General features: G+C 28.3%; 14 protein-coding genes. 5 read left to right on the forward strand and 9 right to left on the reverse strand.

The window, feature by feature from the left end:
• Positions 1 to 287 precede the first annotated feature (287 nt).
• A complete protein-coding gene (locus BLV71_RS01395; RefSeq protein WP_093868815.1) occupies positions 288 to 869 on the reverse strand; it encodes a hypothetical protein in 582 nt (193 codons plus the stop codon).
• Between the two features lie 356 nt (positions 870 to 1,225).
• On the opposite strand from BLV71_RS01395, the gene BLV71_RS01400 reads away from it, so the two are divergent.
• The 4 genes from BLV71_RS01400 to BLV71_RS01415 are packed head-to-tail and all read left to right on the forward strand — an operon-like array spanning position 1,226 to position 4,654.
• Positions 1,226 to 1,777, forward strand: a complete 552-nt coding sequence (locus BLV71_RS01400; protein ID WP_093868816.1) for a CPBP family intramembrane glutamic endopeptidase — start codon at positions 1,226 to 1,228, stop codon at positions 1,775 to 1,777.
• Position 1,778: 1 nt separating this feature from the next.
• The gene (locus BLV71_RS01405) at positions 1,779 to 2,543 is read left to right on the forward strand and encodes a TIGR02757 family protein (protein ID WP_093868817.1); all 765 of its coding nucleotides are present in this window, start codon (positions 1,779 to 1,781) and stop codon (positions 2,541 to 2,543) included.
• Between the two features lie 57 nt (positions 2,544 to 2,600).
• On the forward strand, positions 2,601 to 4,085 hold the full coding sequence (locus BLV71_RS01410) for a S10 family peptidase (RefSeq protein ID WP_093869211.1): 1,485 nt from the start codon (positions 2,601 to 2,603) through the stop codon (positions 4,083 to 4,085).
• Between the two features lie 2 nt (positions 4,086 to 4,087).
• Positions 4,088 to 4,654: a PAS domain-containing protein gene (locus BLV71_RS01415; RefSeq protein WP_255405073.1), complete on the forward strand. Its 567-nt coding sequence runs from the start codon at positions 4,088 to 4,090 to the stop codon at positions 4,652 to 4,654.
• 55 nt (positions 4,655 to 4,709) lie between these two features.
• On the opposite strand, the gene BLV71_RS01420 is transcribed toward BLV71_RS01415, so the two are convergent.
• The 7 genes from BLV71_RS01420 to rimO all read right to left on the reverse strand — a co-directional run bounded on the left by BLV71_RS01420 (position 4,710) and on the right by rimO (position 12,201).
• Complete coding sequence (locus tag BLV71_RS01420) at positions 4,710 to 6,923, reverse strand: hypothetical protein (RefSeq protein WP_093868818.1); 2,214 nt, start codon at positions 6,921 to 6,923, stop codon at positions 4,710 to 4,712.
• 148 nt (positions 6,924 to 7,071) lie between these two features.
• Complete coding sequence (locus tag BLV71_RS01425) at positions 7,072 to 7,815, reverse strand: Dph6-related ATP pyrophosphatase (RefSeq protein ID WP_093868819.1); 744 nt, start codon at positions 7,813 to 7,815, stop codon at positions 7,072 to 7,074.
• A gap of 58 nt (positions 7,816 to 7,873) precedes the next feature.
• Positions 7,874 to 8,782 (reverse strand): NmrA family NAD(P)-binding protein, encoded by a 909-nt coding sequence (locus BLV71_RS01430; protein WP_093868820.1) that lies wholly within the window; start codon positions 8,780 to 8,782, stop codon positions 7,874 to 7,876.
• A complete protein-coding gene (locus tag BLV71_RS01435; RefSeq protein ID WP_093868821.1) occupies positions 8,779 to 9,180 on the reverse strand; it encodes a hypothetical protein in 402 nt (133 codons plus the stop codon). Before BLV71_RS01435 ends, BLV71_RS01430 begins: the two co-directional genes overlap by 4 nt.
• Before the next feature lie 9 nt (positions 9,181 to 9,189).
• A complete protein-coding gene (locus BLV71_RS01440; RefSeq protein WP_093868822.1) occupies positions 9,190 to 10,104 on the reverse strand; it encodes a DUF6268 family outer membrane beta-barrel protein in 915 nt (304 codons plus the stop codon).
• Positions 10,105 to 10,236: 132 nt separating this feature from the next.
• Positions 10,237 to 10,812 (reverse strand): Crp/Fnr family transcriptional regulator, encoded by a 576-nt coding sequence (locus BLV71_RS01445; RefSeq protein ID WP_093868823.1) that lies wholly within the window; start codon positions 10,810 to 10,812, stop codon positions 10,237 to 10,239.
• Positions 10,813 to 10,845: 33 nt separating this feature from the next.
• A complete protein-coding gene (gene rimO, locus BLV71_RS01450) occupies positions 10,846 to 12,201 on the reverse strand; it encodes a 30S ribosomal protein S12 methylthiotransferase RimO (RefSeq protein ID WP_093868824.1) in 1,356 nt (451 codons plus the stop codon).
• Positions 12,202 to 12,283: 82 nt separating this feature from the next.
• On the opposite strand from rimO, the gene BLV71_RS01455 reads away from it, so the two are divergent.
• Entirely contained in the window at positions 12,284 to 13,366 is a 1,083-nt protein-coding gene (locus BLV71_RS01455; RefSeq protein ID WP_093868825.1) for a serine hydrolase domain-containing protein, read from the forward strand.
• Here the strand turns inward: BLV71_RS01455 and BLV71_RS01460 are convergent.
• Positions 13,363 to 15,012 (reverse strand): amidase family protein, encoded by a 1,650-nt coding sequence (locus tag BLV71_RS01460; protein ID WP_093868826.1) that lies wholly within the window; start codon positions 15,010 to 15,012, stop codon positions 13,363 to 13,365. The two genes, BLV71_RS01455 and BLV71_RS01460, sit on opposite strands and share 4 nt — an antisense overlap.
• Between the last annotated feature and the right edge of the window lie 552 nt (positions 15,013 to 15,564).

The raw sequence follows: 15,564 nt of genomic DNA on the forward strand, positions 1-15,564 counted from the left end.
ATTGTGCCTTATGAAAAAAAAAATCTTTATTGTAAACTTGACTTTTAATTTCTACACTTTTAAAAAAAACAGATATTTTTTTTTTCTCTTGTGAATAAAAAATTAAAGGTAAAAGTAAAAACAGTATTAATAAACTCCTATAAATAAACAATTTAACTGATTTTTGATTTAAATTGCTTCTAAAATACAAAAAAGCAGAGGAAGCCTCTGCTTTAATTACGTTTTAAACCCTAATTATTTATAATTCATTTTAAAATTAAAACTTTATCTTTTTAAAAGTTAAAAAACTAATCATCTCCTGATTGTACTGTAGTTTCAGTACCTCTAGAAGTTTCAGGATCTGTATTTATTAAAAAAAATTGTACTGTTTTTATTTTCTCCATTGGGACTTCACTACCATTCGCACAATGGACCGCTCCTTTTTCAAAATCAAATTCAAAAGAATAATATTTATAATCTGTAGTTTTTCTCTCTTCTTCATTAAATGTAATAAAGATATTTAATTGATGTTCTCCTGAACTATTAAGACTAAAATCATAATAAAAAGTAAATTCATTATACGTCAACTCATACTCTTTATTTATAAAACAAACAGCATAAACTTTAAGTTTTCCATCTCTAAATATAACATGCCCTATAGGAGCTACTAAATCGACAAAAGAGTCGATAGGTAATCTAAGGTCAGATATTAGATCCTTTTTACCACTGTTTACATTTACAAACCTATTAGTTATACCTATTCTTTTTCCTGGTATAAACATTTGTGATTTTTTTTTACTTGAAAAACCCTTTTTTATTTCTTTTATTTCTCTTTTAAGACTTTGTATTTCACTAATACAATCTTCTGACAATTGTCCTTTTACTCCCATAATAGTTTGATTTTAAATTATTAATTAATGTTATAGAATTACTACTTTTAAAAAATTAATTCTATAACAAAGAAACAAGAAGATTTTTTTTTAAAAATACACAATGTTATAAGGGATATATTTTTAAGTACAAAACAAACTATTTCTTTGCACCAACATAAAAACTAGCAACAGTTATACTTTTATTTATATTTATAAGTATATCTTTATTTTCTCAAAACATTAGTTAACTTTATAAAAAAACATTTTTTGATTATATTTCAAAAAGCATCAAAATATCATGTTGAATAGTAATTTTCTTTATTTTATGTAACATTGTTATTTTTTTACCTACTTATACTTACAAATCAACATTCATGAAGCAAACATTTCAAGAACTCATTACCTATTTAAAAAATCCCGTTTTAGAGAAAGATAATAACACAAATCTTAACTATAGGTTTACAAAGTTTATACACCTGCTTATTATTTGTATTATTACAAGTGGACTTATTATGCCTTTATTTTATTTAATTGAGTATTTAGGCTTAGTTGATATGGAAAAACATGCTATGGAGGATATGATGAAAACATTATCTAAACCTATGGTGTTTTTCTTTGCTGTTATAGTAGCTCCACTTGTGGAAGAGTTAATTTTTAGAGGTCCAATCACTTTATTCAAGGATAAAAATTCATTTAAAATAGCTTTTTATTCTTTTGCAATTATATTTGGATTAGTTCATATAACTAATTATAACATAACTACAAATGTACTTTTATTAATACCTCTTTTAATAGCTCCTCAAACTATTTTAGGTGGCTATTTAGGATTTATTAGAGTTCGTTTTGGCCTACAGTGGAGTATGTTGTTACATGCTTGCTATAATGCTTTTTTTATGATAATGGCATTTGCTGGAGAAACTGTTTAAAATGAAAAAACAAGAGCTTAAGGAATTTCTTGACGAAAAGGTTATTAAATACAATACTTTTAACTTTATTGAAAGTGACCCTATTCAAATACCTCATCTATTTACTCAAAAAGAAGATATAGAAATAGCTGGTTTTTTAGCAGCGACTATTGCTTGGGGTAATCGTAAGATGATTATTAAAAATGCACATCGAATGATGGACTTATTAGGTAATTCTCCTTATGATTTCGTTATGAATCATTCTGAAGATGATCTTGTTAGTTTTGATGGTTTTGTTCACAGAACCTTTAATTCAGATGATTTTACTTTTTTTATACAATCACTTAAAAACATTTATCAAAATTATGGGGGGTTAGAAAATGTTTTAAAACCTGAAAGTAATTCAAATAATTATCAATTAGCTATTCATAATTTTAAAAAAGTGTTTTTTGAAACACCCCATCAAACCAGAACTTTAAAACATGTATCTGATCCTTTAAAAAATTCAGCATCAAAACGTATTAATATGTTTTTACGTTGGATGGTTCGTAATGATAATTCTGGGGTAGATTTTGGTATTTGGAAATCTCATTTATCACAAAATTTACATTGTCCTTTAGATGTTCATTCAGGAAATGTTGCAAGAAAATTAGGGCTTTTAACTCGTAAACAAAATGACTGGAAGGCACTTATTGAACTTGACGATACTCTAAGGCTTTTTGATCCTAAAGATCCTGTAAAATACGATTTTGCTTTATTTGGATTAGGTGTTTTTGAGAAGTTTTAATACTTTTAGCTTAATTAACTAAATATGTTAATACAAAAGCTAAAACTTCTTTCTATAATGAAAAATATTATTTTATTAACTACACTATTTTTTAGTATAGCTATATATTCTCAAGACTCCCGAGTTCCTATTGATACTACTATTATTACATCGAACACAGTTACAATAAAAGGTAAAAAAGTAAACTATAAGGCTCAAACAGGTACTCAACCTGTTTTTGATGCCAATGGAAACATAAAAGCTACCTTATTTTATACATACTATTACCGTACTGGAATACAAAACAGAAAAAAAAGACCTTTAATTATGTCTTTCAATGGTGGACCTGGATCAGCTTCTGTATGGATGCATATTGCATACACTGGCCCTAAAATTTTAAACATAGATGATGAAGGAAATCCAATTCAACCATACGGAATTAAGGATAATCCGTATTCCGTTTTAGATGTAGCTGACATCGTTTTTGTTAACCCAGTTAATACTGCTTATTCTAGACCTGTAGTAAAAGAAGATAAAAAAGTTGATAAGGAATACTTTTTTGGCATCAATGCGGATGCCAAATATTTAGCTGATTGGCTAACCACTTTCATTACCCGAACCAATAGATGGCAATCACCCAAATATATTATTGGTGAAAGTTATGGAGGCACACGCGTAATGCAATTAGCTCATGAATTACAAAGTAAACAGTGGATGTACTTAAACGGTGTTATTATGGTTTCTCCTGCTGATTATCAACTATTACGTACAAAAAACTCAGAAGATTATGCTGTTAACTTTCCTTATTTTACAGCTGCTGCTTGGTATCATAACATGCTACCAAAGAAACTACAAGAACAAGATTTATTAGAAATTTTGCCTGAATCAGAAAAATTTGCCATCAATGAACTTCTTCCTGCAATTGCTAAAGGTGGTTATGTTTCTGATACTGAAAGGCAAAGTATCGCTAAAAAAATGGCTTATTACTCTGGTATAAAAGAAGAAGTAATTTTGCAACAAAATCTTGAAGTTCCAAACAGTTATTTTTGGAAAGAATTATTGCGCAATTCTTCAGGAAAAACAATTGGACGTTTAGATAGTAGATATTTAGGTATTGATAGGAAACTAACAGGATCAAGTCCAGATTACAGTCCAGAACTTACTTCATGGCTTCACTCTTTTACTCCAGCTATTAATTATTATATTCAAAATGTATTAAAATTTAAAACCGACGTTAAATACAATATGTTTGGCTCAGTACATCCATGGGATTTTAAAAATAACAATGCACGTGAAAATTTACGAAAAGCAATGGCTCGAAACCCTTATTTAAAAGTACTGGTTCAATCTGGTTACTATGATGGTGCAACGACCTATTTTGCTGCAAAATATACAATGGGAAAAATTGATCTTAGTGGTACTTTTAAAAATAGACTTACATTCAAAGGGTATAGAAGTGGACATATGATGTATCTTCGTAAAGTAGATCTAGAAAAAGCTAATGATGATTTACGTGAATTTATCAAACAGAGTTCAAAAAATATAGGACCAGCTAAATATTGATTATGAAAAATAACATAACAAATATGATGTGTTTAGATATGTATATGTCTTCATTAAACTTTAATGAGCAATTAACATTTCAAAAACACATACAAAAAACTGACTATAACGTAGCTAACTTAGTTAGTTGGGATATTCATTTACAAAACTACCATCAAATCACCTCTAATTTAGAGATAGATAACGATTTAGCATACATAAAAAACCTTGCTAAACAATATAATTGGGAAAACAATATTGATTCGATTATTAAAAACAATAGTTTTGAAGCAATTGTTATTACTGACTTATCAAGAAAAATTATGTGGGTTAATAATGGTTTTACAGATATGACTGGGTACCCAAAAAACTTTGCGTTAAATAAAACTCCTAATTTTTTACAAGGCTCAGAAACCTCTGAAGCAACAAAAAAAAGAATTAGAAAGAAACTTCAGAATAATGAACCTTTTAAAGAAATCATTATTAATCATAAAAAAGATCGTACTTCTTATAAGTGTGAAGTTCAAATATTTCCTCTTTACAATAAAGAGACAACTCATTTTTTAGCATTAGAAAAAAAAGTTGTTTAATAAAAAAGGAGATTGACTATTCAATCTCCTTTTTAACTTTACATATATAAACTCACTACTTTTTATCTAAAGCAAAAGCTACTAATTTTGATGAATCATAGGCGTCAATTTCATGATTCCCATTTGTAGCCAAAGCATTAACATATAAATGTTCAGCAAAAGCAGCTCTTTCTTCTCCTAAACAAGTACCTAATAAGTCGGCTGGTGAAAACATTTTGGTATATTCACTAAAACTATTCCTAGCATATAAACCTCCATCATTTGTTGAAACATTTCCAATTACCATTCCTTTAGTATTTGTTTTATTAGCTTGATTTGTATCTGTACAGGTACCTTTTTGAACTCTAAAATTTAGGTCTGCAAAATTATGAGGATGATACGCTCTAAATTTTATTTCTATTATAGAATTATTGTCCTTGTATGGAACAAAACCACAACATGTTGGATTTACTTCTTTTCCATCAACTTTTATTTTATAAATATCTGCTTTAGTAGGACTATTATCAATTCGCATTACCATTTTAAAAGCGCTACACGTACCTCTTCCACTACTTTCCAAATTTACCGATGGTGCGTTAATTGAAGGAGTGAAAGTATCATAGTTAGGAACCTGAAACAATTCATTTGGGATATTCGTTATTTTATTTCCATTTCTATCAAAAAGCTCTAAACTAAACTCATACAAACCGTCTCCTTCCAATGAAGAATCAAACGATATTGTTCTGGTATTTTGATCCCAGTTTGCATCTTGCTCTGTTGCATTAAATGGAGCATCTGTTGGTGATGTTGTAGGTATTAAATATAGACCTCTTTCTACTCCTTTATCAAAAGGTCCTAATTTTACTTTATTATAATTAAAGTGAAAGTGCCCGCTTGAATCTTGAAAAACATACGAGTACGTTTTTTGAACTAAATTATTTAATTTTTCTGTAGCACCAAAGGCATTTGATAAATCAGCATGTTTTAACTTTTTATATGACCAACGATAATATGTATATTTTGAACTAGGTAAATCATTACTAAATTGTACTACAAATGATAATCCTTTACCAAAAGGTCTTCTAAAATTACCTTTATTTTCATGCTTATCAGTTAAACCTTGTCTATTCAAAAACCTTCCTTGTATAGCATTCCCAGTAACATTTTTTTGTTCTATATGTGAAACACTTGTACCCCAATTAATTGTTTTGATCCAGATTAACTCACCATCAATATCATTAGAACATTCCCATCTTACTCTTGGATCTGTAACATTAATATGTACTTCAGTACCACATTTATAATTCCAATACGTATTACATGGTAATTGAGGTTTGTAAACTGTTTCCCATTGATCATCTATAAAAGCCTCTACCCAGAAATACAAATCTGGGTGGTCTCCGAAAATTGAATAATAAATTTCAGTATCAAAATCTCCATTAGCATCTGTGTAAACTGTTCTTAATTCATCACACTTATAAAAATAAGGCCACAACCAAGATATATGACAGAAATACGGATGAAATAGTTTAAAATTTTCTACGATTGTATTTCTAATTATTCTTGGATTTTTACTTTTTAAAGTAGTCATTATATTACGATCAGATAAAACTGGATTTATTTTATCTGACAATAAGATCTTCTTATTTATAGAGATATTTTTTTTAAATTTTGGCCTATTAATCCCACTAAAAACAGAATTAAAATCTCTTATTTCAAAAGGCGGATTTGGTACTGGTGGATCTGGTAACGTAGGTACAGGAACTGGTATTTCTGGTCGTAATATCAAATCGGGAATTCTTAAGATAATATCATCTGGAATTCTTGGTATTAACCATTGAATTTTATCTACCTCGCAAATATGAACACGCATATTGCATAATCCTTTTTTCTCAGAAAAATTATTGATATTAAATTCTTTAAACACGTTTCCAAAAACCCTGCATTTTTTATAATTCCAAAATGGGATATACAATTCAGGAATAGATAAAATTTCTAACTCTTTATTTGCTTTTTTGAAAAGTTTAGGCTTATATGCCTTATGCTTAGAGAGTAAAATATTGTAATTTTTCTCGTTTAAAACTGCTGTTGTTTTTGGTGCTATTAATAAATTAAAGGTTCTTAATTTATCTATACACGCTTCAAAGTGAATTGAATCTTTTTTAATGTCTACTCTTTCAATAAAGTTTTTATCTCTATCAAATAACAATGCTACTAAATCAATTGGCACTGTTTTTTCACCTGATTTAATGGATATTTTTAGCCTATTTTCTTCCCTTTTTTTTGCCATGATTCGTTTTTTTAAGTTTGCTTCACAAAGCTATTACCCAAAAAACAGTAGGCTACATGATTTATCTTGTTTCTAACAAAAGGGTTTTCTTCTTTTTAAATAGGAAAAACACTTATTGAAATAAAGGTTTTATATAAAAAAGAATATGCTATTCGTTGATTAATTTTAAATCACAATACCAAAAACTAGTATCATAATTTTTATTATTTTCTTCTTCTTTATTTTGATGACAGTTATCAGAATCGTCATCATTTAATGTATATGATTTTAAAACCTTCTCTCCTATTGAAAACTTAATAGGCTTTTTAAAAATAGGTCCATCATAACAGAATGTATGAAATTCTCCATTCTCTCCGCATACATCAACATCATTAGGTAAATCATTTATAAAATTTTCATCAATAATTCTACCTACAAATTCTTCACCTAGCTTTTTAGCATTTACACAAACAGTAATTGTCTTAAATCCTAAATTTAAAAACTCTCTTAACAACTCTTTGGTATTATTTTTCCATAAAGGATATACCCCAGTTATTCCTACTTCTTGTAATTTTGTATCTCTATAATTCCTTAAATCCTCTAAAAAAATGTCTCCAAAAATAGCCGTCTCTAATCCTAATGATTTTAACTCAGCTGTTTTTTCTTTCATTTTCTGATTATATAAATCCATAGTAACATTAGCAGGAAATTCAATTTTTTCTAAAGGAATGCCAATACTATCAGCTTGTGCTATAAGTAAACTTTCATGTAAACCATGCATAGAAACACGCTGATAGTCTTTATTTACATTAGTTATTAGTTTTTCTACGCTATATTTTTTTTCTTGAAGAACTTTATACAATGCTAAGGAAGAATCTTTTCCAGAACTCCAATTAAAGTAGGATTTTTTCATTTTGTAAAAATAAAACAAAACCCTAAAGAGTTAGGGTTTTGTTAGGAATATCTACAATTTATAAAAACCTCCATGACTTACGTGAAAATAAGTCTCTTGATTCTTGTAAGTATGTATCCATTATTCTAGGTTTTCTTTTTAACAAGGTATTGATAGTATCGGTATTTGGCTCTTCATTTTTAACAGCTAAAACATCTATTTCTACAATATGACGAGCTAACCATCCTGGTAATTTTGCCTGTTGGGTTAATTTATTTAAAAACTCATCTCTGGTTATATTTTCATATATTATTTTTTTACCTGTAACATGTGATATTCGTTGAGCCATAGTTTCATGTGATATAGCTTCTGGTCCTGAAATTATTACTGATTCTCCATTTAAAGTTTCAGTTTGTAATAAATATTTCACAGCAACTTCAGCAACATCTCTTGCATCAACATAATTTCTTTTTGCGTCTTCCATTACTCCATATATTTTACCAAAATATTTTATAGTAAACGTATTTCTCTCCCAATTTTGCATAAATGAATGTGGCTGTAAAAAACAATGATCTATTCCTGTTGAAGCTATAGTTTGCTCTATCTTTCGATGCCAATCACTAACTTCAACATATATATTTTCAGGCACAATTGGTGCTGAGAGTTTTACAATTCGTTTAATATTTAAAAGTTGAGCTACTTCAACAATATTAGTTTCAAAAACTACTTGATTGGGAGAAGTACCAGTTAATAAAAAAATTGCATCAACATTAAAACAAGCTCTTTTAATCTCTTCTTTTGAAGTTAAATCAACCGATATATAACTAATAGTATTGTTTTCACTACTAAGACTAATAGGCACCTTTCTTTTCGGACTTCTTAAAACTCCTCTTACAAAACAATTTTCTAAATTTAATAATCTTAAAACTTCAGAACCCACAGTACCTGTAACTCCAAATACAACTATGGTTGGTTTTACAATATTCATATTAACTCTTTTGATTTTGCAGAATGATTCCATGCAGTTATTACTGTTCCTAAAATTGTAGACAGAATTATATTAAATACAAATTCTTGAAAATTGAAAAGAAGAATAAACAAACAAGCAATACTTAAAGTTACTAATAACATTAAAGTAATTCGAGTATATCTGTTTTTAAGTGAATTTTGATCTATTTGTACTTTCCATAATATTAAATAAACTAGAATAGTAGCTAGCAACGATGGTGTAGCAATACTTGTATAACTTGAATTCATCAGCTCCTGATCTTTCATTATCCAACCAGGTGTCCAAGACATTATAGCTGGAAAAAAATAAGATGGAATAATTGCTAAAAGAAACTTCTTTACTGAAAAGTTATTCTTATTCGTATGATTTTCTTGCATATCTTATGATTATCTAAATGGATTTATTTTTATACCTACAGATAAATATGCTTTTGATGGGGAAGAAAAATCAAACAAAACAGAATCATCTATATTTTGGAATTCATACTTTTCAAATACTGAATAAGTACCTCTTAGCATAATTCCAATACTTCTACTCAACCAATAATTGTACTCTGCCCCTACTGATACTGTAGTGAAAACTGATCGTTTAATCTTTTGACTATTAGGTTGGTCAACTATAGTTTTAGTATTTATTCTAGCTGTAAAATCATTTAAATCTCCCAAGACTTTTAGTGAGTGTTTTTTATTAAAGTTATATTTTACATAGGTATTTGGTAAGCCAACGGCAAAAGATATTTTATTATTAATATTTCCCATTATGTTTACTACTGGATTAACTGTATTCTCTCCAGATAATGTTAAATACCCCACACCAAAGCTTAAAATAAAATAGGTGTTTTTGTTTTTTGTGTTAAATCGTTTTTCTGCAAATAAAATTCCGTTTATTTTAAAATCATCAGTTTTAATTTTTTGATTAAAATCTCCAACCAAATGAGGCATTATTAATGTATTAATTGACCAATTTCTTGAAATTCTATATTTAGCTAATAAGCTATAATTTACATTGTAATAATGTTCTTTATTACTTAAAAATGAAGGCTTGTTTTGTCCAAATGAAATAGAATGATAGTCCATTCCTAAAGTATTAAACAGTGCTAATTTTTTAAAGAATATTGGTTTAAATCCTAACTTACCACTTACTCTTTCGTAATCGTATAATGCAGTATTATTTATTTCTGGGGTATAATGAAGATAGAACATATCTCTATCTTTATTTAAAACAAATACATCACCTGTTACTTGGCCATAAGCTTTACCTAAAAGAAATATTGCTAGAATTACTATTTTGTTTCTAAACATAATTTATATTGATTAAATTCAATACAAATATTGCTCGAATTAAGCTTCATGAAATTACCAAATGGTAATTAACATCATTTTAAAAAAAATTAATTGATTTCAGTATAAACATCTTAAATAATGATGCTACTATTAGCCTTTTGAAGCACTAATTTCTTTACGTATTCTACTAAGAGATTGTGGAGTAATTCCTAAAAATAACGACAAATCTTTTAAAGGAACTCTAAAAATTAAATCTGATCGCTTTAATAAATCTAGGTAACGCTCTTTAGCTGTTAAAGTTTGAAAATTATGAATACCGTATAAAACACTTGCAAAAGCATCTTCCCAAAGCAACCTACCAAACTTTTGCCATAGTGGGAATTTGTCATATAACGCTTCCATATCTTGAAACGAAATACTGAATAACTCGGTATCTTCTATTGCTCTAATATAGGAACCTGAACGTTCTCTTTTCTTAATTTTAGCAACATCGGCAATAAATTCATTTTCAAAAGCAAAGTAACGAGTATATTGAATTTCTTCTATTATATCATATATAATTAGCCCTCCAGAAGCAACAAAATAATAATCTGTTACTACTTGTTCTTTCTTTATTACAAATTTATCTTTTGAAACTTTTTTCTCTTTAAAAAAAGATAGAACTATTTCTAGTTCTTCTTTTTCCATAGAAACATAGTTATTAATGTATTTTATTAACTTTTCCATGAGCTTATTTTATTAAATACATTAATTTTCTTACTACTGTTTTCTCTTTTGATTTAAAGGAATTGGTTTTTCTTGCTTAACTAATGGAGTTCCATATAAATCAAAATCTCCAGCTTCATGAATTTCTATATCTATAAATTCACCTAGCTTTATATAATGATCTTTGGCATCAACTATTACATCATTATCTACATCAGGAGAATCAAACTCAGTTCTTCCATAATAATATCCTCCATCCTTTCTATCAAATAAACAACGAAAAGTTTTACCTATTTTCTCTTGGTTTAATTCCCATGAAATTTGAGATTGAACTTCCATTATTTCATTTACTCTTCTAAACTTCACATCATCAGGAACATTATCTTCTAAAACGTATGCTCCAGTATTTTCTTCATGTGAATATTCAAAAGCACCTAATCGCTCAAAACGCATTTCTTCAACCCAATCTTTCAATTCTTGAAATTGTTCTTCTGTTTCTCCTGGGTATCCAACTATTAAAGTTGTTCTAATAGCCATATTAGGCACAAACTCTCTAAACTTATGAATTAACGAAGTTGTTTTTTCATGAGTCGTACCACGTTTCATCGATTTCAATATCTCTGTATTGATATGTTGCAACGGAATATCTAAGTAATTACAAACTTTTGGCTCATTTTTCATTACTTCAAGTACATCTAAAGGAAAACCAGAAGGGAATGCATAATGTAAACGAATCCATTCAATTCCTTCAACCTTTACTAACTCTCTTAACAAATCAGCTAAAGCACGTTTTTTATAAATATCTAACCCGTAATATGTTAAATCTTGTGCTATCAGCATAATTTCTTTGATTCCTTTTTCAGCTAGCTTTGTAGCTTCAGTAACCAAGTTTTCTATTGGCGTAGATTTATGCTTTCCTCTCATTAAAGGAATTGCACAAAAAGAGCATGGACGATCACAACCTTCTGCTATTTTTAAATATGCATAATGCTGTGGCGTGGTAGTTAAACGTTCTCCTATTAACTCATGCTTATAATCTGCTTCTAATACTTTTAGTAAATTAGGCAAATCATGTGTTCCAAAATATTGATCTACATTCGTTATTTCTTTTTCTAAATCTGGCTTATAACGTTCGCTTAAACAACCTGTAACAAATACTTTGTCAACTTCACCTGCCTGCTTACGTTGTGCATAGTGCAAAATAGTATCTACACTTTCTTCTTTTGCTTTACCTATAAATCCACAAGTGTTAATAACCACAATGTTTCCATCATCATTTTCATCTTCATGTACAACATTTTTTCCATTTGCTTTTAATTGTCCCATTAACACTTCACTATCGTAAACGTTTTTAGAACATCCTAAAGTAACTACGTTGATTTTATTTTGCTTTGGTGATTTAGTACGCATATCAAAATTTTGGACTGCAAAGATACATTTTAATTAAACCTTTTTATTATATTATAGTCTTAAAAATATAAAATCATAGGTCATGAAAAACACATTCCATTTATTTTTATGTTTTTTATTATTACTAGTAGTTAGTTGTTCTTCAAACACTAATGAAAACTCTTTACCTGAAACACCAAATGAGGAAAAATTTTATTTCCCTCCTTTGAATGCAACCACTTGGGAAACTAAAACAATTTCTGAATTAGAATGGAATGAAAACCAACTACAACCACTTTTAGATTATTTAAAAGAAAAAAATACTAAAAGCTTTATGATACTTCATAATGGAAAAATTGTAGTAGAAGAATACATGAATGGTCATGATGCTTCTAAAGTTTGGTATTGGGCTAGTGCTGGCAAAACTCTTACTTCAACATTAACAGGGATTGCTATTGATGAAGGTATTATTTCTTTAAATAATAAAGTTTCAAAATACATCGGAACTAAATGGACAAGTGCTTCCTTAGAAAAAGAAAACTTAATTACTTGTAAAAATTTACTATCTATGAATTCAGGATTAGATGATCGCTTAGGAGATGAAGTTTTACCTTCTAATCTACATTACTTTACTGATGCAGGAAATAGATGGGCTTACCACAATGTATATGTAAAACTACAAGATGTAATTGCACAAGCTAATAGTACTTCATGGAATTCATACTTTAACTCAAAATTAAAAGACAGAATTGGGATGACTGGATCTTGGATAAAATTAAATAGTTCAAATGTATACTGGAGTACAACCAGGAGTATGGCTCGTTTTGGGGTATTAATTGGTGCAAAAGGGAAATGGAATGATTCACAAATTGTTTCTGAAAGCTTTTTAAATGAGGCTACCAATTCTTCTCAAAACATTAATGAATCTTACGGGTATTTGTGGTGGCTAAATGGAAAAAACAACTATCTCTTGCCTAAAATCCAAACACAACTCTCAGGAAGTTTAATACCTAATGCTCCAAATGATATGTATGCTGCTTTAGGTAAAAATGACCAAAAAATATACATAGTTCCTAGTAAGAACATTGTAATAATACGTATGGGAGAAGAAGCTAATACTACAAATTTAGCACTCTCAAGCTTTGACAATGAACTTTGGTCAAAAATTAATAGTCTGATAAACTAATTATATACTTCAGGATTTTTTCTCACTTTAGTTAACTGTTCAAAAGCATATCCAAAAGCTAACAGTTTTTTTTCTGATTTTGGTTTAGCTATAAAAGTTAAACTAATAGGTTCTCCTGTTACTTTATACCCCATTGGCACTGTTAAAGTAGGGTAATTAGATACCGCAGCAATTCCTGAATGGTAATTATTTATAGAAACTATTACTTCTACTTTATCCTGCTTTAAAGCTTCAAAATACTTTTCACCTTCTTTTCTTAACTTCAACTTAATAGTTTTTAATTCTTCTTTTGAAGTTGTATCTTTAACTATTCCCATAAACAGTTCTTGTCCATATGGAATTCTTAATAAAGAATCTTTTTTATTAAAATTTACAATTTTTTCTACTGAAGTAATTGTGTTTGAACTATTATTTAGAGATTTAAAATAATTAGGTAAATCGTGTTTCATCTCAGTGGTTAGTAAATTTAAAAAGCCTTCATAATTCATTTCTTCAGGAGCTAGTTCTAGAAGTTCAACTTCTGCTAATTTTAACTTACTTATAGCTTCTTTATAAATAGAATCAGATAATAATGCTGTTAAAACTCCAATTTTCTTTCCCTTTAAATAATCACTATTCCACTCAATTGTATTATAGTCGTTCTTCATTGACTTAACCATATTTGTAATGGTATCCAATTTATCATAACCTACCATTGCTTCTAAAATAAGCGCGTTATCAATTACGCTTTTAGTCATAGGCCCTGGAGTATCTAGAGTACTAGAAATAGGTATAATTCCTGATCTACTTAACAATCCCACTGTTGGTTTTAAGCCTACTACCGAATTTTGACTTGATGGAGAGGTAATTGAGCCTGATGTTTCTGTTCCAATTGCAGCAACTGCATAATTAGCTGCTATTGAAACTCCGCTACCAGAACTAGAACCTCCAGTTTCAAATTTCTTTCTTCCATAAGGGTTTAATGTTTGGCCTCCAATTGCACTATAGCCTAACGGACATCCATTACAAAAGAAATATGCCCATTCACTTAAATTAGCTTTTCCTAAAATTAAAGCTCCAGATTCTTTCAATTTTTCAACAATAAAAGCATCATTTTTAGTTATGTTATTTTTTAAGATTGAAGCACCGGCAGTTGTTGGCATTTCTTTAGTGTTGATATTATCTTTTAATAAAATAGGCATTCCATAAACTGAAGAAAAATCTTTTACCTTATTTTTATCTCTAGTCCTTGCCTCATCTAAAACTTTAGGGTTCAATGAAATTATTGCATTTAACGATCTGCTACTATCCATTTCAAACTTTCTTATTCTATATAAATAAAATAATGTTAGCTTCTCGTAATTAAAAATATTTTCAGAAATACTTTTTTGAATTGACGGAATATTCTGTTCCAATATAAATGGCTTCAACCGTTGATATTCTTTTTCAGAAAAACTAGCTAATTCTTTTTCAAAAGGTTTAAATACCTTACCTAAATCTAAATATTTAGATTGAATTAGTTTAAACTTCATTCTTGGGTTTTCGTGACTTTGCTGTTCCTTTATTTCTGAAGTTTCGTTATATTTTTTAAAAGATATTTTTATTGATTCTTTTTTACAAGCAACTAAAATTACTATAAATACGAAAAGAAAGAAAAGCTTTTTCATTGTTTATCTATTTGATAATCAAATATAATTATTTTATAAAGACCAATTAATATTTTTTGAACACCCATAAGTTATAACAATTAATGAAACTTATATAGTCTATTTCCAATCAAAAAAAGTAGCTTGATACTTAAGGTAAAATATTCTAAATTAGTTATCTAAAATAAGTTTAAAAAAGTTTACAGTTAAAATATAATGACTAAATATATAAAATACCTAATTTCCTTTCTCCTTATTTTTGGACTGACGGTTAATGAGTGTTCTATATATTCTCAAACAAATTCTTCAAATCCTCAGGCTTTATTTCTTAACACAAGAAAGAAGTTTAACTATAAGCGAACGAAATTATATCTTTACTCTGCGCATATTCTATCTAGAAGAATATTATCCTTTGTACACACTACATACTGTACTTTAAAATATACTTTTAATATTCAAGTTAAACTTATTTTTAAATTACAAACTGATATTTACCAAAAAACAAGCTCAAGAAGTGCTCTACACGTTTTTTTAAGGAAAATAATTACATCAAGTAATCATTATTCAAATTTA

The organism is Tenacibaculum sp. MAR_2010_89, assembly GCF_900105985.1.
Taxonomy (GTDB): domain Bacteria; phylum Bacteroidota; class Bacteroidia; order Flavobacteriales; family Flavobacteriaceae; genus Polaribacter; species Polaribacter halocynthiae.

Excerpts from the sequence above, each read along its gene's own strand:
- BLV71_RS01395 (WP_093868815.1), bottom strand. The coding sequence starts at position 869 with ATGGGAGTAAAAGGACAATTGTCAGAAGATTGTATTAGTGAAATACAA.
- BLV71_RS01400 (WP_093868816.1), top strand. The coding sequence starts at position 1,226 with ATGAAGCAAACATTTCAAGAACTCATTACCTATTTAAAAAATCCCGTT.
- BLV71_RS01405 (WP_093868817.1), top strand. The coding sequence starts at position 1,779 with ATGAAAAAACAAGAGCTTAAGGAATTTCTTGACGAAAAGGTTATTAAA.
- BLV71_RS01410 (WP_093869211.1), top strand. The coding sequence starts at position 2,601 with ATGAAAAATATTATTTTATTAACTACACTATTTTTTAGTATAGCTATA.
- BLV71_RS01415 (WP_255405073.1), top strand. The coding sequence starts at position 4,088 with ATGAAAAATAACATAACAAATATGATGTGTTTAGATATGTATATGTCT.
- BLV71_RS01420 (WP_093868818.1), bottom strand. The coding sequence starts at position 6,923 with ATGGCAAAAAAAAGGGAAGAAAATAGGCTAAAAATATCCATTAAATCA.
- BLV71_RS01425 (WP_093868819.1), bottom strand. The coding sequence starts at position 7,815 with ATGAAAAAATCCTACTTTAATTGGAGTTCTGGAAAAGATTCTTCCTTA.
- BLV71_RS01430 (WP_093868820.1), bottom strand. The coding sequence starts at position 8,782 with ATGAATATTGTAAAACCAACCATAGTTGTATTTGGAGTTACAGGTACT.
- BLV71_RS01435 (WP_093868821.1), bottom strand. The coding sequence starts at position 9,180 with ATGCAAGAAAATCATACGAATAAGAATAACTTTTCAGTAAAGAAGTTT.
- BLV71_RS01440 (WP_093868822.1), bottom strand. The coding sequence starts at position 10,104 with ATGTTTAGAAACAAAATAGTAATTCTAGCAATATTTCTTTTAGGTAAA.
- BLV71_RS01445 (WP_093868823.1), bottom strand. The coding sequence starts at position 10,812 with ATGGAAAAGTTAATAAAATACATTAATAACTATGTTTCTATGGAAAAA.
- rimO (WP_093868824.1), bottom strand. The coding sequence starts at position 12,201 with ATGCGTACTAAATCACCAAAGCAAAATAAAATCAACGTAGTTACTTTA.
- BLV71_RS01455 (WP_093868825.1), top strand. The coding sequence starts at position 12,284 with ATGAAAAACACATTCCATTTATTTTTATGTTTTTTATTATTACTAGTA.
- BLV71_RS01460 (WP_093868826.1), bottom strand. The coding sequence starts at position 15,012 with ATGAAAAAGCTTTTCTTTCTTTTCGTATTTATAGTAATTTTAGTTGCT.